This is a genomic window from Corynebacterium stationis, from assembly GCF_001941345.1.
GTDB lineage: Bacteria > Actinomycetota > Actinomycetes > Mycobacteriales > Mycobacteriaceae > Corynebacterium > Corynebacterium stationis.
In genome coordinates this window covers 2140057-2158310 of the sequence record NZ_CP009251.1, presented here as the reverse complement: position 1 = coordinate 2158310, position 18254 = coordinate 2140057, and the positions used below count along the sequence as shown (strand labels likewise).

19 protein-coding genes are annotated in these 18254 nt (G+C 53.7%); 8 read left to right on the top strand and 11 right to left on the bottom strand.

The annotated features are described in order from the left end of the window. Positions 1-24 precede the first annotated feature (24 nt). Positions 25-498: an S-ribosylhomocysteine lyase gene (locus tag CSTAT_RS10065; protein WP_066795763.1), complete on the bottom strand. Its 474-nt coding sequence runs from the start codon at positions 496-498 to the stop codon at positions 25-27. A 75-nt stretch (positions 499-573) separates the two neighbouring features. Here CSTAT_RS10065 and CSTAT_RS10060 point away from each other — a divergent pair, with 75 nt between their 5' ends. Continuing rightward, positions 574-1785, top strand: a complete 1212-nt coding sequence (locus CSTAT_RS10060) for a hypothetical protein (RefSeq protein WP_075723355.1) — start codon at positions 574-576, stop codon at positions 1783-1785. On the opposite strand, the gene CSTAT_RS10055 is transcribed toward CSTAT_RS10060, so the two are convergent. From CSTAT_RS10055 to CSTAT_RS10035, 5 genes are all read right to left on the bottom strand, one after another. Then, positions 1782-3155: an NAD-dependent succinate-semialdehyde dehydrogenase gene (locus CSTAT_RS10055; RefSeq protein ID WP_075723353.1), complete on the bottom strand. Its 1374-nt coding sequence runs from the start codon at positions 3153-3155 to the stop codon at positions 1782-1784. The two genes, CSTAT_RS10060 and CSTAT_RS10055, sit on opposite strands and share 4 nt — an antisense overlap. A 136-nt stretch (positions 3156-3291) precedes the next feature. After that, complete coding sequence (locus CSTAT_RS10050; protein ID WP_075723351.1) at positions 3292-3552, bottom strand: glutaredoxin; 261 nt, start codon at positions 3550-3552, stop codon at positions 3292-3294. A gap of 20 nt (positions 3553-3572) precedes the next feature. Further along, positions 3573-3815 (bottom strand): glutaredoxin, encoded by a 243-nt coding sequence (locus CSTAT_RS10045; protein ID WP_075723349.1) that lies wholly within the window; start codon positions 3813-3815, stop codon positions 3573-3575. 33 nt (positions 3816-3848) lie between these two features. Then, a complete protein-coding gene (locus tag CSTAT_RS10040) occupies positions 3849-4736 on the bottom strand; it encodes a VOC family protein (RefSeq protein ID WP_075723347.1) in 888 nt (295 codons plus the stop codon). Between the two features lie 42 nt (positions 4737-4778). After that, positions 4779-5537, bottom strand: coding sequence for a TetR/AcrR family transcriptional regulator C-terminal domain-containing protein (locus CSTAT_RS10035; protein ID WP_075723345.1), 759 nt, complete (start codon positions 5535-5537; stop codon positions 4779-4781). 449 nt (positions 5538-5986) lie between these two features. Between CSTAT_RS10035 and CSTAT_RS10030 the strand changes: the two genes are divergently transcribed. After that, positions 5987-6586 carry a DedA family protein gene (locus CSTAT_RS10030; RefSeq protein ID WP_066795739.1) on the top strand — a complete coding sequence of 200 codons (600 nt, stop codon included), beginning with the start codon at positions 5987-5989 and terminating at the stop codon, positions 6584-6586. Between the two features lie 93 nt (positions 6587-6679). On the opposite strand, the gene CSTAT_RS10025 is transcribed toward CSTAT_RS10030, so the two are convergent. Further along, a complete protein-coding gene (locus CSTAT_RS10025) occupies positions 6680-8155 on the bottom strand; it encodes an NAD-dependent succinate-semialdehyde dehydrogenase (RefSeq protein ID WP_075723343.1) in 1476 nt (491 codons plus the stop codon). Positions 8156-8256: 101 nt separating this feature from the next. Further along, positions 8257-8994 (bottom strand): sulfite exporter TauE/SafE family protein, encoded by a 738-nt coding sequence (locus CSTAT_RS10020; protein WP_066795735.1) that lies wholly within the window; start codon positions 8992-8994, stop codon positions 8257-8259. A 131-nt stretch (positions 8995-9125) separates the two neighbouring features. Here CSTAT_RS10020 and CSTAT_RS10015 point away from each other — a divergent pair, with 131 nt between their 5' ends. Beyond that, a complete protein-coding gene (locus tag CSTAT_RS10015) occupies positions 9126-9791 on the top strand; it encodes a DUF1801 domain-containing protein (RefSeq protein WP_075723341.1) in 666 nt (221 codons plus the stop codon). Here CSTAT_RS10015 and CSTAT_RS10010 read toward each other — a convergent pair. Together CSTAT_RS10010 and CSTAT_RS10005 are read right to left on the bottom strand one after the other, a co-directional pair. Then, on the bottom strand, positions 9788-10504 hold the full coding sequence (locus CSTAT_RS10010) for a TIGR03089 family protein (RefSeq protein ID WP_075723340.1): 717 nt from the start codon (positions 10502-10504) through the stop codon (positions 9788-9790). The two genes, CSTAT_RS10015 and CSTAT_RS10010, sit on opposite strands and share 4 nt — an antisense overlap. An 87-nt stretch (positions 10505-10591) precedes the next feature. Beyond that, a complete protein-coding gene (locus tag CSTAT_RS10005) occupies positions 10592-12238 on the bottom strand; it encodes an LCP family protein (RefSeq protein WP_083640820.1) in 1647 nt (548 codons plus the stop codon). A gap of 250 nt (positions 12239-12488) precedes the next feature. On the opposite strand from CSTAT_RS10005, the gene CSTAT_RS10000 reads away from it, so the two are divergent. The 3 genes from CSTAT_RS10000 (at position 12489) to CSTAT_RS09990 (ending at position 15344) form a co-directional block, all read left to right on the top strand. Next, positions 12489-13394, top strand: coding sequence for a glycosyltransferase family 2 protein (locus CSTAT_RS10000; protein ID WP_244892832.1), 906 nt, complete (start codon positions 12489-12491; stop codon positions 13392-13394). Positions 13395-13481: 87 nt separating this feature from the next. After that, complete coding sequence (gene manB, locus CSTAT_RS09995) at positions 13482-14621, top strand: mannose-1-phosphate guanylyltransferase (RefSeq protein WP_079005557.1); 1140 nt, start codon at positions 13482-13484, stop codon at positions 14619-14621. 474 nt (positions 14622-15095) lie between these two features. Further along, the gene (locus CSTAT_RS09990; RefSeq protein WP_147581137.1) at positions 15096-15344 is read left to right on the top strand and encodes a WhiB family transcriptional regulator; all 249 of its coding nucleotides are present in this window, start codon (positions 15096-15098) and stop codon (positions 15342-15344) included. A gap of 123 nt (positions 15345-15467) precedes the next feature. Here the strand turns inward: CSTAT_RS09990 and CSTAT_RS09985 are convergent, their stop codons facing one another. Continuing rightward, positions 15468-15938: a metallopeptidase family protein gene (locus CSTAT_RS09985; protein ID WP_075723899.1), complete on the bottom strand. Its 471-nt coding sequence runs from the start codon at positions 15936-15938 to the stop codon at positions 15468-15470. A 249-nt stretch (positions 15939-16187) separates the two neighbouring features. Here CSTAT_RS09985 and CSTAT_RS09980 point away from each other — a divergent pair, with 249 nt between their 5' ends. Continuing rightward, entirely contained in the window at positions 16188-16640 is a 453-nt protein-coding gene (locus CSTAT_RS09980) for a DUF3499 domain-containing protein (protein ID WP_066797864.1), read from the top strand. Positions 16641-16734: 94 nt separating this feature from the next. Then, positions 16735-18102: a phosphomannomutase/phosphoglucomutase gene (locus CSTAT_RS09975; protein WP_075723337.1), complete on the top strand. Its 1368-nt coding sequence runs from the start codon at positions 16735-16737 to the stop codon at positions 18100-18102. Positions 18103-18254: the final 152 nt, after the last annotated feature.

Sequence of the window (18254 nt, the reverse complement as noted above, 5' to 3'; positions counted from 1 at the left end):
GCTAGAACTTATTCCAGTCTGGTTTTAAGCAGCCATGACCTGGTTCCACTCAGCGCGCTTGGATAGCAGCTCGCGGGCTGCTTCCTTCGCGCCTTCGAGGGAGTGGGATTCGCCCCAGCCGCACTGGACTTCATTGGCTGCAGGAACCTCGGTGGCGTTGAGAACGTCATTGAGGCCCTTTTCCAAAATCTCGAGGAAATCTTCGGTTTCAACATTGAGCATGAGGGCATAAAAGCCGGTTTGGCAGCCCATTGGGGAAAAGTCGATGAGCGCATCAGTGTGATTGCGCAGGTGCTCAGCCAGCATGTGCTCTAAGGAGTGCACGGTGGGCATCTCGAGGTGTTCAACATTAGGCTGCTTGAAGCGCACATCGTACTTCACCAGCACATCGCCACCAGGTAGTTCCTTGCGGTCAGCAATACGCACAAAGGGGGCCGCTACCGCGCGGTGGTCGAGATTGAAGGATTCAACGTTCATCTTCTGTGGAGTATCAGTCATGGCTCCCAGGGTAGTAGGAATCTTCTCAAAATGTGACTTCCTGCAACCTAGAGCAGTCGGCGCTAGGATCTTGGTATGTCGATGTTGGAACGTGAGCTTGAATCAGCCCTTGTCAAAGCACTCAAAGGCCAGGAGTTCACCGGCGCTGGCAGTGTGTGGGTCAAGCCCGTAGCAGGTATGGCTAATGCCTATATCGCAGTGGAGACACCTACCGGTTCGGCAGAATTTAGTGATGGTTCCCAAACGGCGTATGTCACGCCGGTATTTCGGTTGCTGGTAGATATCGGGCAGGTAGAGACCTTTCTCCCCGCAGATGCCACAGCGAATATGTATCGCTTTCACCAGCGCACATGGGGCGAGCTGTGGGTGCAGCGTCCTTTTGATTTAAGCGATATCATTCCCACCACTATTGGGGTGTGCTCGCAAGCGGAGATTCCTAAGCTCACCGAGCGCCAATTTCTGGGACCATTGAAGATCTTTGAAGATCAGATTGACCTGATGGCCTGGTCCATTCAGGGTTTGCTGGGGCTTTCGCTAGAGCTTGTCGATGGCTACCGGTTGTCCCCGCTGCATTGGAAAACCGTCATGATGGTTCTGGCAGCCAATGGCCGGGATGGACGCGCAGCATTGGAGCACACGGCACGGCTTATCGATGCCCACTATGGAAACAACATCGGTGATGCCTTCTTAAAGCTTCTTGATTCCGTTCCGATGGACCGGTTAAAGCTGTGGTATCTGGTCGGGGCAGATGAAGACCCGGAAGATTTTCAGATGCAGCCGCAGCCTAGGCCCGGAGCGATTGTTGCTTCGCGCGCCGGGTGGCGGCGGCAAAATATGCCTGCCCGTGCCCCGAGCGGCAAGCGCGTTGAAGCAATCGATCTCAATTGGCCGGCCGACGATATCGCCGGCTGGGTAGAGCATACCGTTGCGGTGGTGCGCGAGTTTTTAAACCACGACGTATTTTTTGAGGTAGATGCTCAACAGCTCAACTTCGCGCATGCGATGGCGCTGGAGTGTCAGCTCTTGGATACTTTCGCTGACTATGCGGATTTCTCCCAACCACAGAATTTCTATTTGCAAACAGCCTACCTGCGGATATTTGGGGAATTCTACCGGCATCAGGTCCCAGACGCAGGATGGGTGCAGCACCCGGCGGACCGGTGGCTGCACCCTGGTATTCAGCTGCCTGATGGGGACGTGGTGGACCTATTTGCCATCTGCGAGCAAATCTTCGATAAGCGCGATGGCATGGTCACGGGAAACGCCCTTCCTTTGGGCCAGTACTAGTTGGCTACGAAGAAGAGCTGCTTGTTCACGAACTCATCCATGCCCAGTGGGCCGAGCTCGCGGCCATAGCCGGAGCGCTGGATACCGCCGAAAGGCATCTCGGCGCCGGCTGTGCCAGGTGCATTGACGGCCATCATGCCGGTTTCAATCTGCAAAGCGACTTCTTGGGCGCGCTGGGTATCGGTGGAAAAGACTGAGCCACCGAGACCAAAGAGAGAATCATTGGCAATTGCCACAGCTTCCTCATCAGTGGAGAATTTGTACACGGACGCGACTGGGCCGAAGAACTCCTCGTGGAAAGACTCAGAATCCATTGGGATATCGGTCAAAACCGTAGGGGAGTAGTAGGCACCGGTATCGGCAAGCACACCGCCAGCGCGCACTGTTGCGCCATTAGAAGAAGCCTTTTCAATCTGCTTAGCCAAACGCTCAGCGGCCTCGCGCGAGGATAGAGGGCAGTACTTCGCTGCATCGCGGTCATCTGGAGTACCGGGTGTCATTTGCGTAGCTAGCTTGACCAGCTCTTCTACAAATTCATCGTAGATATCCTCATGCACAATCAAGCGCTTGTTAGAAGTACACGATTGGCCGGTATTCGACATCCGGGTCCACCATGCTTGCGCTGCAGCTTCAGCGACATTATCGGTGTCCAAAACGATATACGGGTCATTGCCACCGAGCTCGAGCACGGACTTCTTCAAATTCTTTCCGGCATGGGCCGCGACGATTTCACCGGCACGCTCAGAACCCGTCAGGGATACGCCCTGTACGCGTTTATCGGCGATAATCTCTTCGATCTGATCATGTGTTGCAAAAAGGTTGGTGTAGACCCCTTTAGGAGCGCCCGCATCATCAAGAAGTTTTTGGATAGCGAGTGCAGATCCGGCACAAATTTCTGCGTGCTTGAGCAAAATAGTATTGCCCAGCATCAAGTTTGGAGCGATAAATCGCGCTACCTGGTAGTACGGGAAGTTCCACGGCATAACACCAAGCAGCGGGCCCAATGGCAGGCGGCGAATAATGGCCTTGCCGTCAGAATTGGTAGGAATTTCTTGATCGGCGGCAAACTGCGCGCCGTTGTCGGCGTAGTACTTTAAAATGGAAGCGCAATATTTTACCTCGCCGACTGCTTCGCCCACACGCTTGCCCATTTCCTGCGCGGCAATCTGCGCGAGTTCCACGCGGCGCTCCAACATGAGATCTGCAATCTTGTGCACGACTTCCGCACGGTCTGCGAAAGAAAGCTTCGACCACGATTTATACGCCTGGGCGGAATCATCTAGTGCAATACTAATATCCGCATCACTGGTGAAATCGTATGTTGCAACGATTTCATCATTAACCGGATTCTGGGTGCGATACTGTTGCATTCTTTATCCTCGTTTCGTGTCATCGGAAATATGGGAACTGGATCCCACTGTAGGCAAAAATGTGACCTGCGGCCATGTTTTTCCTAGTTAACGGCGATGAACTGTGCGAATAGATGCTAGTTCTGCAACCTATGCGCTACTTTTGCACAACGTCTTGAACGTTGAGAGTTGTGGTGGTTGGGTCATCGTCGGTGACAAAAGCCGGAATGCCAAGGTATTGCTCAGCCTTTGCTCCATCGAATGCGGGGTTGGAATCACGCAAGAACATAAATTCCTTCAGCGCTGGAATTGACCCCGTGATGTCCACAAACTCATACGGTGTGCCGGACTCATCCAAAACCTTGTGCGCATCAACGCAATCAGGGCAGAGCATGGTGCCGTAGAACCTCAAAGCCATTTCTTTATACCTTCGTTGAATTACTTCACGTCGGAAATAGAAAGTGTCAGCTCACCATTGTCTTTCACAAATGCGGGAATGCCGATGCGGCCTTCTGCTCGCGCGACATCGAATAGCGCGCTGGAATCACGCAGCTGCAAAAATTCCTTGAGGTTATTTTTTGACTCGATGACGTCAAAGAACTCATACTCGGTGCCGGCTTCATCTAATTCTGCGATGGCAGCGCGGCACCGTGAGCATTCAGTGGAACCGTAAAATTTCATTTTCGATCTCCTCGTGGTGATGATGCTCCGAGTCTAAAACTCATCAATGACAAGCTTTTTCATCTTCAGCATGTTCTCAAAACCGTGAGGCTTCGACATCAGGTCCGGAAGATTTTGCGGAGCTATCTGCCAGCTTAGTCCGAATTTATCTTCCAACCAGCCGCATTGTTCTGCCTCTGGCGATGCTGAGAGCGCATTCCAGTAATGGTCAAGCTCTCTTTGATCTTGCACGAACAGCATGAAAGAGACCGCCGGTGTGAAGGTAATATCCTGCGCAACCCCGGAATCTGCGGCAGCGAACCAGTGATTGTGAATATGGAAATCTGAAAAGGCAACGTGGGATGGCTGGGGGATAGTGTCTGGTGAATTTTTATCACCGGCGACGCCCATCGTTTCGTAGGTGACGCGGTTTCCAAGAGCTGCGACATTGAAAAGCTCTGTGTAATAGTCCACTGCCTCGGTGGCTTTGCCTTGTGCCGCACCGCAAAACATCAAGCTCGGCACAATGAATGGTCGCGGCGCATTATCTGGGTTACTCAGCATGAGCTGCCAGTTAAAGCCGTAGCGGTCTGTTACCCAACCGTAGAGCTTGCTAAAAGGGTATTCACCCAGTTCCATGAGGATTTCACCGTCTGTGGTGAGCGCGTTCCACACGCGTTTGAGGTCGGCCTCGGCATCTTGGCGCTGGGAAGGATCGAAATTGAGAAAGAAGCTAATGGAGGAATTGGGCGTGGCATAGGGGCCGCCGTTAATCAAGGTGATGCGGTAGTCATCGATGACTACGTCCGTGGTAATTGCTTCGCCGGTGTCTGGGTGGCTAAAGCCTTCTTGGACATGCGCATTGGGGAGTGCGGACGCATAGAAGTCGGCGGCCTGGTCAATATTTTGGTCAAACCATAAGTTCGGCACGATCTTCTGCATGGTGCTCAGCGTACTCGCCAAGGTGCCTCTTTAATTGGGTGTTTATTTCGCCTTGTGCTTGTCGATGAGCACTTCGATGCCGTCCAAAACCACCGAAATCGCGAAATCCAGCTGCTGATCATCGGTAGTCAAAATAGGAAGCTCGGCAACCTCGTGCAGGAGCGGAAAGATATCGCGGTTCTCGTCATTGAGTGATTCTTCTAGAAGTTCATGGCGTAGTGCGGCTGTAGAGTTACGCGCGATAACCACGTCGCGGGTAAATGCTGCGCAGGCATTGTTAATGACAGCAACGCTGCGAATGGCGGTGTCTAGATCCAAGCCGGCATCGGTCAAAGAGCACAAGAGCATTTCCGAGGCGTGTAAGAAAGGAACGGCGTTGTTGGAACCGGTGCGCAGGTAATCAGATAGTAATCCTGCAGCAAGCATCCCTTTGGCGTTGCTGTCGGCAAAGGCTAGAGCTACGGTGCGCCAGTCGGCATCATCGGGGATATCGAGCTTTTCGAAGGCTTCGGTAAATTCCATAGCAGCAACGATGGAAAGTAGGTTTTCCCGGTCGTGGACGTAGTGGTTTAATGCCTTGCGGTCAACGCCCAAGGAATTGGCCACGGCTTGCATGCTCAGTTGGTTTTGTGGCAAGGCGCGAGCTGCGTCGACGATCTTTTCAATATTTAATCCCGCACGATGGCCACGTGGGCGACGGAATTTCTTGGCGTTTTGCTCAGTCGCAGATGAGCTCACAGCTGCTGATACCGGGGCAGCTGATTCGTAGGTATTCACGGATGTTTTATTGGTCCCAGACACGAGTTCAAGAATACAAACTTGTGGGGTTCGCAGCAGGCTTTTGGCGAAGGCAGATACCTATTATGGGTACACGCAGCAACTTTAAGCTCTATGCGGGGGTAGCCGGGTGTGGCGTAGGTTGCATTTCGTCTTGTGTCGGTGTCATCAACTTCAGTTATTTGCAATCGTTTGAAGAAACGATGGATATGATTAACCACGGTTTTCTCAGGCAATAAAGTTAAAGTTTGTAGTGACTTTTCTGCGCGTTTGCTGTTAGCTGATATTTATTCATTAAACGGTATGGGGGTATTCTCCCGTCATTGTTCACAGGCTGTATGGATTCCTGAGGCAAAGGCGTGCTTTATCTTTCAGCGAAATTAAGATTTGTGGTTCCTTAGGGTTACTTCGGTAAGCTAAGGCTTAATGTACTTGGAGTGATTCCTTGTAGAACTGGTTGGAGCGAGTGCTGTATGGATGAAATGCTGTCGAACTTCCCATTCTGGGGAGCCTGGATATTCATGTATGTCCTCGGTACCTTGCGCGGCCAGGGGACCTACTGGATAGGACGAGGCGCCTCCAGCGCAGCAACGCATGTGGGCTCTGAAGAAGAACACGATAGTAAATGGGCCAAAATTAAAGCCTGGCTCAATAGCGATAGAACAAAGACAGGGCGAACCCTCGTTCATAAGATCGGTGTCGTCGCCGTGCCACTGAGCTATCTCACTGTCGGCCTGCAAACTGCCGTGCTTGCCGCGGCAGGCCTGGTTCGTATCCAGTGGTGGAAATTCACCGTTGCGCAGATCCCAGGCGCAATTGCTTGGGCGACCATCTACAGCGGCGTTGGCCTTGCGGGGTGGAGTGCCGTCCTCGCGATATTCACCGGTGACGGCATTGTTCCCGCGCTAGGCTTGATTGTGGTTTTTGCTATCGTGATTGTGGCCATCGTATTTCTTACCAAGGAAGTACGTAAGCAATCTGCTGCAAAGTCTAAGTCCAAAGCAGCCAATGGAAACGTAGGAGATATTGCTGCGGCACCTGCACAAGACGATCGTGCAAAATCAAAGCGCTAAGCGCTGGCCGTGATGTAGCGTTCATTATTAAATAAAAGACAATGTCCGCTGTGCTCCCAGAAGGAGCGCAGCGGACATTGTTGTTTCTAGCTCTTACTTGTTAGCGTAAGCATTGCGGATACCGATGTACTGCACCGTGGTGTATTCCTCGATGCCCTCGGCGCCGCCTTCGCGGCCCATGCCGGACTGCTTTACGCCACCGAATGGGGCAGCGGCGTTAGAGATGACACCAGCGTTCGCGCCCATGAGGCCGAATTCCAGGCCATCAGCGACACGGAACATGCGGTCGATGCTTTCGGTGTAGACATAAGATGCCAGCCCGAACTCGGTGTCATTGGCAATCTTGAGTGCTTCATCCTCCTCTGAGAAAGTGATGATTGGCGCTACTGGTCCGAAGATCTCTTCCTGCGTAACGCGCATGTCGGGAGAGACATTGGTCAGTACGGTTGGCTTGTAGAAGTAGCCAGCGCCCTCAAGCTTTTCTCCACCAACGAGAACCGTCGCGCCCTTTTCCACGGCATCATCAACGAAGGATGCGATGGAATCCTGAGCCTTCTTCTCAACCAGTGGGCCGCAAGTGATGCCTTCTTCAAGGCCATTGCCGAGGTTCAATGCCGCAATCTTGTCAGCGAACTTCTTGGAGAACTCTTCAGCGACAGACTCGTGGACGATGAAGCGGTTAGCAGCGGTGCAAGCTTCACCGATGTTGCGCATCTTGGCTCCCATTGCGCCTTCGACGGCCTGGTCAATGTCGGCGTCTTCAAAGACAATAAATGGTGCGTTGCCGCCGAGCTCCATGGAGGTGCGCAGAACGTTATCTGCAGCAGCCTTGAGCAAGGTCTTGCCCACTGGGGTAGAACCAGTGAAAGACACCTTGCGCAGACGGGAGTCTGCCATGACTGGGCCAGAGATTGCGGAGGCAGAGTTACCGCAGACAACGTTGAGAACGCCTGCTGGCAGACCAGCATCGATCATCGTCTGAGCGAAGTACTGCGCGGTCAATGGGGTGAGCTTTGCAGCCTTGAGTACCATGGTGCAGCCAGCCGCTACAGCTGGAGCAACCTTGCGCGTTGCCATTGCCAGTGGGAAGTTCCATGGAGTAATCAGCAAGCACGGACCAACTGGCTTGCGGCGGGTAATCATGTTGAGGGTGCCTTCAGGAGCTGGGAAGGAACGGCCGTAATCACGGACTGCTTCCTCAGCAAACCAGCGCAGGAATTCGCCGCCGTAGGTGACCTCGCCGCGGGCTTCAGCCAAAGGCTTGCCCATTTCCAAGGTCATCAAGGTGGCGAAGGTTTCCGCGCGCTCTTGAACCAGGTCGAAAGCGCGGGACAAAATTGCGGAGCGCTCACGTGGAGAAGTTGCTGCCCACTCGTCTTGAACTGCACAAGCTGCATCCAGTGCAGCCATTGCATCCGCTTCACCTGCAGAAGCAAGCGTTGCAATAACTTCACCGGTCGCAGGGTTTTCCACATCAAAGGTTGCGCCGTCCTGTGCGTCAACCCACTGGCCATTAATTAATAAGCCGGTTGGAACGCGGGACAAGACCTTTGAGATGTTTGCAGTCATTTAAATCTCCTTCATAAACTTTCTTGACCTCCTCCACTTTAGCCTGAAATATAGATCTGTGGGACAAGAATTTAGCTGTTCATTAGCCATTCGTATGTGCGTTAGCCCACAAGCGACTGGGCAATGAGTACTATTGATGCTCCGATGGAGACAATGACCACCATCCGGTTGAGAACTTTGCGATCAACAAAGCGATTAAAGTAGTTCGCTGCCACCAGCCCTAAGACGGCCAGCGGTAAGTAAATCAGCGCATATTTCAACTGATATGTGGTCACTTGGCCACCAAGTGCCAAGGTAACCATGGAGACAATACTGCCGAACACGAATGTAGCGGCGAGGGTGCCGCGGGCTTTGGCAGGATTAAAGGTCTTCATTAACAGCGCCATGGGTGGGCCACCAATTGAAGTGGAGGTACCGAGAAAGCCGGACAGCACACCAGCGATAACGGTGTTTCCGGCATTGACCTTGGGAGTCCAACCCAAAGAGCTCAAGACCATGGTGAAGATGACCGCGCAACCAATAAACAGCTGCAGCGAATTAGTCGATAACACCGCCAGTGCCCATACCGCCAAGAAAGTGCCGGGAAGACGGGCGATGTTGGAATATAACACCATCTTCCAGTCAGTTTCTGCCCACGCACGATGCAAAGTGGAACATGCGATGATAAAAGCTAGACAGAGCACGACAACAGGAACCAAATCTGGTTTCAAAAGCGCCATGATGGGCGTTGAGATGGTCCCGAGCCCGAAGCCAATAACACCTTGGACGGTCGCACCAACAAAGATGATAAGCCCTAAGAAGATATAGGGCAGTGCGTCATGGGAGAAAATGATGTCCACTTCGGGCTAGCCTTTCTTCGGCGTGTATAGAACCGCACCATAGCGTACGCGCACCGTAATTGCATTGGGCAATCGGGAGCTGGCGGAAAGAATGCTGTTGCAGCTGACGGGCATTGTTTAGGCTTAGAGTCATGACTGAATTTGAAGATGTCTCAGGTGTTGGTAGACCTGCACGCCAAGCCCTGGCCGAGAATGGCTATCCAAACCTAGAGTCACTCCATGGTGCAAACTATCAGGACTTGCTGGCGATGCACGGCATCGGCAAGCGGGGTTTAGAGCGCTTGCAAGCAGCTCTTGTCGCGCAAGGTCTCAGCCTTAGCGGCAACATCCCCGAGCCCAGCCCAAGTAAGAACCAGTGGACAATTGGTCATACCGGTGTCCAAGATAAAGACATTAAAACCCATGCTGGTAGCGACGATGATCTGCAGGCGTATCTTTCCACTCTGGAGGGCCGGCGCGTAGACCATGCAGCACTGCTACTGGAGATATTCGCACGTGCCACAGGTGATGCACCACGGCTGTGGGGGCCGTCCATGATCGGCTACGGTGAAGCACACTATAAATATGCAACTGGGCGCGAGGGAGATACCTTTCGGGTGGGCTTCTCACCGCGTAATGCGAAGCTATCGCTTTACGGAATACAAGAAAGCCCACGCTGGGATGAACTCAGCACGCAGCTAGGTAAGCACACCACTGGCGCTTCCTGTGTTTATGTCAATAAACCGGAAGACATTGACCTAGAAGTATTAGAGGTACTTATTCGCGAATCCTGGGAGCATGGTCCCAACGATTGCTAGAGGCGTGACGTGGTGTTTTCATTATCCGCGATTTGCTGCAAACGCTCGGCGGTAGTTAGACCAGAAACCACCACGGCAGATCCACCGGCGGCGAGGGGATGCAAAACGCTGACTGTAAATCCTTCTTTGTCATGCCAGCCCGTCGACAGTAGTCGGGAGGCCGAACCTGCATCAGGGAAAAGCTCGGGCAAAGGCGTTGTTTGACCAAAGTAGTCATCGCCATAAAACCGTACGGTAGGTCCGAAATCGATAGCTCCTGAAGGAAGCTCCCCGCCGGCTTCAACGACGCCACGGCCAAAAGGATCGTCGGTAACTAAAACAATATCAGGCGCGGATCCATCAAAGGAGGTAGCGACATCACCGACGCTGTAGAGATCAAATTTATCGGGGGAAGTAAAGACCGCATCTGCTTGAAGCTGCGATGCCGCATCAGCGTCATCATCTGCTAACGAGGAATTCGCGAAATCAAATTTGATGCCAGCAGCCAAGGCGCCCAGCGCGATAACAGCGGCTTGCCAAGTGACGGGTAAATCAATCAGCAGAGCAGAGTCATCATCTAATTCCAGCTCTTCTTCTAACATATTGGCAATCTTGGCGACCCAATTTTCCAAAGTCTGCGCAGAGAAATCCATGCGGGCGCCCGTGGATTCGTTATAAACGGTTAGGCGGGGAGCTGCAGCATCGGCGTTTAATAAATGATTAAGCATGTCCATAACTGCCCATCGTAGGCAAAACCCCGCTGGCGCTCCGTTGTAAATCTCAAACGGGCAGCACAGCGGGGTATTGATGAGCGGAAAGGCTTAGTTTACACAGCGTGGGCCATCGCCGCCAGCGTCAATTTCTGGGCTGACTTCTGCAGCACCGAAGTCCTCGCCTGGGGTACCGACGGTGTCCTCTGGACTTGGCTCATTTTGTGAGGTCTCAGGTTCGGTCTCGGATTCATCCAAAGGACCGGTGTAGTCATCAGCGGTGACAACTACCAAGGAAGAAGCATCGAGGCCTTCATTAGCGGTAATAGGCAAGCCACCGAGCTGCTCAGAAAGCGCGATGGCGCGTGGGTCGGAAGGATCTGCGGTGACGATTTGGGACTCGAAGTAAACCCCTGGCATCGCATTCGAGGTCTCTTCGATGGTGTAGCCAGTTTTCTCGAGCCATGCTGCCAAGCCACTGGCCATACCAGAGACGGTGCCGGCGTTGAGCACGTGCAGGGAAAGATCATCTGCCACTGGCGTTTCGCCGGTATCTGAAGATTCTTCGTCGGCAGGCTTTTCTTCTGGAGCAGGTGCTTCCGAAGAAGGATCGGCTACTGCCAAGTCCTCGAAGAACTTGTGCACCTGGTTCGGATCCACGGTCACGATAGATTCGCCATAGTCACCGGTGCCATCAACAGAAGTAACCGGAATGGTGTTGAAGGTGACATTGCCACCAGCGAGATTAGCCATCTGTGTAGCAAAGCCCATCACATCCCAGTTCTCATCAATGATCACCGAGCGTTCCACAGCTTCCGAAATCTTGCTCAATTTTCCAGGCGAAGTTAGCGTGCCAGTGGAAAGCACCTTATTAACCAAAGACGCCATAAACGCCTGCTGGCGAACGATGCGGTCTAAGTCATTGCGTGGCAGGCCGTAGCGTTGACGGACAAAGGACAAAGCTTCAGCGCCATCGAGCGTCGATTCGCCAGCAGGGAACTTAGCGCCAGACATTGGGTCATCAACTGCATTGTTAAGACAGACATCGACACCGTCCACAGCGTTGGTCAGCAGCACAAAGCCTAGAAGGCCGACCTCGGCGTAGTGGTCAATTTCAATATCTGTCAGCCCGCGAATGGTATCGAGCAAGGCAGCACGACCGGCATCAACGCCGGCCTGTTCGATTTCTTTTTCAGAAAGCTTCTCGGAATCATCCGAGGCAGCTTCATTGGCAGTCACCAATTCATCGACTTTGGCGGACTTGTGTGCTGCGTATACACCGTTGATCTTCATGTTGCCGTGCTCCGCATCATGAACATAGGTATCACGAGGAATCGACACGGCGGTGGCACGCGAGCCATCGTCAGGCACGCGGATAACCATTATGGTGTCGGTGTTTTCTTCGCCATCATCAACACCGGCGTGAAGTGCCGCAAGTTCCTCATCAGACAAACGGTTGCCGTGCGCATCTGAGCGGGAGTCTGAACCAACGAGCAAAATATCGACTGCACCATCGACGTTATCTTTAAAGCCCTGGCCGCCATTTCCGTCACCGCCCAAGTTCAGATTAGAGGCAGAAGACATTCCTCCGCCAAGGCGGCCGACGGTAAAATAACCAACACCTGATACCAACAGCACGATGACAGACAAGAGCGCAATGATTGTTTTCACTGCTGCAGAACCTGTCTGAGTTGTCACCGGAGCACTCGTTGGCGCAGGCTGGATATCGCGCGCCTTCCGGAAATTCTCAGAGCTCACTTATATTTCGCTTCCCAATTATCTAAGCGGGCAGGGTTTAAGATCCATCATTCTATGGCATAGAACCATGAAAACCGCATAATGATTCTCCCCGGCGCCTGCGCCAAGCGCCTCTATTAGCGCGCAAGTGACAATCAATGCAGCTAAGTAGCCGTGAAAACACGCGGGGGAGGTACCCATCACATAGTTATACGACGCACAGTGTCAATTGCGATGGATGGCGGAAAGCTTGGGTACGCTAAGGGCCATCGTGAACGACTCAACTTCTTTTTCCACACCAAGCGAACCGGGCAACCGGGCGCCGCTGGGGATTGTCACGGTGACCTATTCACCGGGCGAGTACCTCGGCCGCTTTATCGACTCCATTCCTACTGCGGTGTCCCAAAAAGCGCGCGTTGTTCTCGCGGACAACGGTTCTACTGATGGCGTGCCCGAGCAGACAGCCCAGCAGTACGAGTGGGTGGAGTTTCTAGATACCGGTGGCAACCTTGGCTATGGCGGCGGCATGAACGCGGGGGCTAACGCTTTGCGCCCTATGCGGGAAGCCGGGGAGATAGATACAGAATATCTTCTCCTGGTGAATCCGGATGTGGAATTTAACGCGGGAAGCATCGACAAGCTAATTTCTTGTGCCCGCAGATGGAACAAAGCTGGTTCCGTAGGGCCAAAGATCGTGGAGCCGGATGGCACAATTTATCCTTCGGCACGTGCTATCCCCAGCATTATAAATGGCATTGGGCATGCGATCTTTGCTGATATCTGGCCTTCAAATCCGTGGTCTCGGGCCTACCGCGACGATGATGATATGGATACCGAAAGGGTTTCAGGCTGGCTATCAGGCTCTTGCTTGTTAGTACGCTGGGATGCTTTCGATGCCATTGGTGGCTTTGATGAGCGCTACTTTATGTATCTCGAAGACATCGACTTAGCAGACCGGATGAGCCGTGCGGGCTACCTTAATATCTTCTGCCCAGATGCCACGATTAATCACGCGCAAGGACATTCCACGGCCGTGCATTCCAAAAAGATGCTGCGTGCCCACCATGATTCTGCATACCGATTCATTTCTGACCGGTATCCAAAGCCGTGGCAGGCGCCGTTGCGGTGGGTAATTAAAACCGGCCTGCAGGTTCGTTCTAGACTGCTTAGTTCTTAAAGCTAAAGCCCGCGCCGTAGCGCGCAAAATGGCTGACAACGCATACAATTTATTCACTACCTCATCAAGAACTGAAAGGTTGCCTCCATGGCGAATAGCGTTCACGGCGCAGCAAGCGACGATAATTCAGGTGTCGCTGATGTGCAGCCTGCCACCACGCGGGCAGTAGACGCGGTGATTTTGGTCGGAGGACGCGGCACCCGCTTGCGCCCATTGACCATCGGTACCCCAAAACCCATGCTGCCGACTGCCAATCACCCTTTCCTGCAGCACTTGCTGGCACGTATTAAAGCCGCCGGCATCACACACGTAGTGATGTCGACCTCTTTTAAAGCGGAAATTTTTGAAGAGTACTTCGGCGACGGCTCAGACATGGGCTTAGAGATTGAATACGTTGTCGAAGACACCGCGCTAGGCACCGGCGGCGGTATTCGCAATGTCTATGACCACCTGCGCCATGACACCGTCATGGTCTTTAATGGTGACATTTTGTCCGGGATGGACCTCGGCGGCATCCTGGATACCCACCACAGCAAAGATGCGGACTTGACCATGCATCTTCTCAATGTGCGTGACCCACGTGCCTTTGGCTGCGTGCCAACTGATGACGATGGCCGAGTGCTGGAGTTTTTGGAAAAGACTGAAGATCCTCCGACCAATCAGATCAACGCTGGATGCTACGTCTTTAAAAAAGACCTTATTGCCACCATTCCAGAAAACCGCGTGGTTTCCGTGGAGCGCGAGACCTTCCCAGGTGTGTTGGAAGAAGGCTACAAAGTCTTTGGTCACGTGGATAATTCCTACTGGCGGGATATGGGCCGTCCCGATGACTTTGTTCGCGGTTCCTCAGATCTGGTCCGCGGAATTGCACACTCGCCACTGCTGGAAGGCAAGACTGGTGAATCCCTGGTGGATCCATCTGCAGGCGTTGCCGGTGGGGTGCTCTTGCTTTCTGGCACCTCAGTTGGCCGGGGCAGTGAAATTGGTGCGGGCTGCCGCCTTGATGGCACCGTCATCTTCGATGGCGTGACCATTGAACCTGGCGCCCATATCGCCAATTCCATTATTGCTTCCGGGGCGCGCATTGGCGCGAATGCCCATATTGAAGACTGCGTCATTGGTGAAGGCGCGCTTATCGGCGCGCGGTGTGAATTGCTCAATGGGATGCGAATCTTCCCCGGTGTAGATATTCCGGACGCTGGTGTGCGGTTTAGCTCTGATGCTTAGAATCAACGGCTTGTTTTAGAAGGAGGGACACGTGCATTTTGCTAGCACGTGTCCCTCCTTTTCCAAGAGCCTTCCCTGGGGGATAGGCAGGATCCAAAGTGCAATTGTTCACAGCTGGATCCCAGAAAACCGGGAAAGTGGCGCGACACGCCGTAGTTTCCTGAAAATAGTTCACATACTTTGCAGCCAGCACTACATGTAGTACCCCCGCAAAGTAGCCCTTGACATGAACTCTTGTTACTAGTGTGACTGTTGTGGTTAATGACGTGCGTTTTTGTTGGTTGGGTGAAATATTCCCTCAAATCGGGTTGACGATATTTAGTGTTTCGGTGTGTAATCACAACAGTGTTATTTACGCCGCACTGCCAGTGCGTGGTGTAAAACCAATCCATATTTAACCCAACTACGGAGGAAGGAATCGGCGTGGACAAACCAAAAAATAACGCCATTCTCCGTGGCGGTGCTGCTGCAGAGATGACGCTCGATGAACTCTTTGGTGCCGTCGAGCAGGAGTGGCAAGACCAAGCCTTGTGTGCGCAAACTGACCCGGAGGCGTTCTTTCCTGAAAAGGGTGGATCGACCCGCGAAGCCAAGCGCATTTGCCAGGCTTGTGCCGTCCGCGATGAGTGCTTGGAATATGCACTCGAGCATGATGAGAGATTTGGTATTTGGGGTGGGCTCTCGGATCGTGAGCGTCGCCGCCTTAAGCGCCAGATTGGCTAATAATCTTCAAGGGGGATGCGTAAATCAAAGTCTGGCAAAAGCCGACGGTGATAGGCGCGATACTCGGGGAAGATATTTTTAAACAACATAACCTCACCTTGTGGTGGGGTTGTTGTTGTTTTGCTACCAGTTAAACCGGGGGTCAATGACCTCTGGATCGATGTTGAGGTAGTTGGCGACCAGCGCGGTGAGCACTGCGCCTAAAAGCTCTTCTCGTTCGGCGCGGTTGGCGCAGCGTGCCTCCACGGGCTTGCGGAAGATGACGAGCCTGGCGCGGGTGGGACGGCCTGCTGAGTCGACGCCCGCGGGCACGATGCGACCAAGGGGGACGGGGCCATCGGCGACGATATCGTCGGGCAGGATGGATATGTCAGCGCGCAGTCGCATGCGCGGTACGGTGTCTACCGCAATGTCTAGACCCAGAAGCTCATCGAGGTAGGCATTGTGGATGGGGGAGTAGGCTTCTAAAACTTCCATGTCGAAGCGCTGGCCGCGCGTGCGAAAGCGCGGGGTTTGCTGCGGCAAAAGCGGGCCTCGCAGTCCGCGGCCATGGCGGTCGCGGGCGGGACGAAGGTGGTTGCGCGCAGGAGACATGGCATTAATACTAAGGCGGATCCCGTCCATTTCCAGGCGCGCCACGCCAGTGCAGTGTCTGCGCCACGCCAGTGCGACGGGTGCGCCACGACGGTGAGGCGCCTGTAGAACGTTTGAGTCGTATGTGCAGCGACGGATTCGTCGGGTCCGGGTGTGGTGGCGAAAGTGGGACCGTGTGAACATGCTGGTGTGAGCGTGATTGAAGTTAGGACTATCTAAATCTCAAGTTTGGGTTTAGACTTGAATCTCGTGAATGAGTTTCGTCGTTGTTCCCGCCCTGGCTGCGGCCGTCCGGCCGTAGCGACGTTGACCTATGCCTACAGTGAACAAACTGCAGTTGTAGGCCCGCTCGTAGAAGAGGAAGATCCCCACTCGTGGGATCTGTGCTCGCACCACGCAGATAAAATCACCGCTCCCCAAGGCTGGGAGCTGGTGCGTGTGGACCACATCGAGCTTGAAGATGATGAAGACTTGCTGGCTTTGGCTGAGGCCGTTCGCGAAGCAGGTCGTGTGACCACCGGTCTGATCGATGATTCCACCGCTGGTGGTGGGCAAGACCCGATCGACTATAAAGCCAACTTTGATGGTGCAGACCCGCAACGGTCTAACCATCCGGTCTTTCGCACCCGACGGGTTGCCGACGCCCATCAGCGACGCCGTGCGCATTTGTCCGTCGTGCCGGATGTCACGCCTGAGGTTTAAAACCCCTGGCAGGGCTATGATGTAGGCAACAAGGTTGCCTACATCGGGCCGCAAGTAGCCGGTAGCAAGCCCGGCACCGCTAAACTTGCGGGTTATGCGTAACCGTGAAGCACTAGATGCAGTGATTAAAGCCTACGACGTGCGAGGCGTTGTCGGCGAAGATATAGATGAAGCCTTTGTCCGCGATGTGGGGGCAGCGTTTGCGTCTTTGTTGCGCGAAGAAAACGAGACGACGGTGGCCATTGGCCACGACATGCGGCCATCCTCACCGCAGCTTGCCGATGCCTTCGCCGAAGGCGTGACCTCACGAGGTTTAGATGTCATCCAGTTGGGGCTGTGTGCCACAGACCAGCTCTATTTTGCCGCCGGCACGCTCAACTGCGCCGGTGCGATGTTTACCGCATCGCACAACCCAGCGCAGTACAACGGCATCAAGCTATGCCGCAAGGGTGCTACTCCAGTTGGTGAAGCCACGGGACTTGCCACCATCAAGGACAAGATGGTCGAAGGCATTGCGCCCGACGATGTCACCCCAGGCACCGTAACCCATCGCGATATTCTCAGCGACTACGCAGACTTTCTTAATGGCCTAGTTGGGCTGAAGGAATCACGCCCGCTCGTTGTAGCTGTGGATGCGGCCAACGGAATGGGTGGACATACTGTTCCAGCGGTCTTTGAATCGCTGCCTTTCGATGTTCGTCCGTTGTATTTTGAACTTGACGGCACCTTCCCGAATCACGAGGCCAATCCGTTGGATCCTAAGAACCTCGTGGACTTGCAGAAATTCGTCGTGGAACAAGGCGCGGATATCGGCCTTGCTTTCGACGGCGATGCCGACCGCTGTTTTGTGGTTGATGAAAAGGGTGCGCCTGTCTCACCTTCGGCGATTTGTGCCCTGATTGCAGAGCGCTACCTAGAGAAATTCCCTAGCGAGACCATCATCCATAACCTCATTACCTCCAAGACGGTGCCGGAGATTGTCACCGAGCACGGCGGTAAGCCTGTACGCACGCGCGTGGGACACTCCTTTATTAAGGCGCAGATGGCAGAACACGCGGCCGTCTTTGGTGGCGAGCACTCGGCGCACTACTACTTCCAAGAGTTCTGGAACGCTGATTCTGGCATGCTCGCAGCCCTACACGTGCTGGCTGCCCTGGGGCAGACAGACAAGCCTTTGTCTGAGCTCATGGCGCAGTACTCCCGTTACCACGCTTCGGGGGAAATCAACTCCACCGTCGCGGACCAGCAAGCTAGCCAAGAGGCGATCTTGGAGCAGCTAGCCGACGACATTGAGTCAGTAGACCACCTCGATGGCGTTACCGTGCAGCTGAAAGGCACGGATGCGTGGTTCAATGTTCGCGCATCCAATACTGAGCCATTGCTGCGCCTCAACGTCGAGGCTAAGACCGAAGACGAGGTCACACAGATTGTTGACCGAGTATTAGGCATTATTCGCGCTTAAAAACAGCAAAAGTCTCTTTTAAATTGCCCGCCAGGACAGGTTTCTGGCGGGCAATTGCCTTTTTAGGGCATCTTTATATTCTGTCGGCCACTTGCGCATCCGTGCAGCTTGGAGGGCGTACTTCTGTGAATTAAAATATAGACCAAGCGGTA

Bases quoted from the DNA above. Each gene is read 5' to 3' on its own strand.
- CSTAT_RS10065 (WP_066795763.1), bottom strand. From the start codon at position 498: ATGACTGATACTCCACAGAAGATGAACGTTGAATCCTTCAATCTCGAC.
- CSTAT_RS10060 (WP_075723355.1), top strand. From the start codon at position 574: ATGTCGATGTTGGAACGTGAGCTTGAATCAGCCCTTGTCAAAGCACTC.
- CSTAT_RS10055 (WP_075723353.1), bottom strand. From the start codon at position 3,155: ATGCAACAGTATCGCACCCAGAATCCGGTTAATGATGAAATCGTTGCA.
- CSTAT_RS10050 (WP_075723351.1), bottom strand. From the start codon at position 3,552: ATGGCTTTGAGGTTCTACGGCACCATGCTCTGCCCTGATTGCGTTGAT.
- CSTAT_RS10045 (WP_075723349.1), bottom strand. From the start codon at position 3,815: ATGAAATTTTACGGTTCCACTGAATGCTCACGGTGCCGCGCTGCCATC.
- CSTAT_RS10040 (WP_075723347.1), bottom strand. From the start codon at position 4,736: ATGCAGAAGATCGTGCCGAACTTATGGTTTGACCAAAATATTGACCAG.
- CSTAT_RS10030 (WP_066795739.1), top strand. From the start codon at position 5,987: ATGGATGAAATGCTGTCGAACTTCCCATTCTGGGGAGCCTGGATATTC.
- CSTAT_RS10025 (WP_075723343.1), bottom strand. From the start codon at position 8,155: ATGACTGCAAACATCTCAAAGGTCTTGTCCCGCGTTCCAACCGGCTTA.
- CSTAT_RS10015 (WP_075723341.1), top strand. From the start codon at position 9,126: ATGACTGAATTTGAAGATGTCTCAGGTGTTGGTAGACCTGCACGCCAA.
- CSTAT_RS10010 (WP_075723340.1), bottom strand. From the start codon at position 10,504: ATGGACATGCTTAATCATTTATTAAACGCCGATGCTGCAGCTCCCCGC.
- manB (WP_079005557.1), top strand. From the start codon at position 13,482: ATGGCGAATAGCGTTCACGGCGCAGCAAGCGACGATAATTCAGGTGTC.
- CSTAT_RS09990 (WP_147581137.1), top strand. From the start codon at position 15,096: ATGACGCTCGATGAACTCTTTGGTGCCGTCGAGCAGGAGTGGCAAGAC.
- CSTAT_RS09985 (WP_075723899.1), bottom strand. From the start codon at position 15,938: ATGTCTCCTGCGCGCAACCACCTTCGTCCCGCCCGCGACCGCCATGGC.
- CSTAT_RS09975 (WP_075723337.1), top strand. From the start codon at position 16,735: ATGCGTAACCGTGAAGCACTAGATGCAGTGATTAAAGCCTACGACGTG.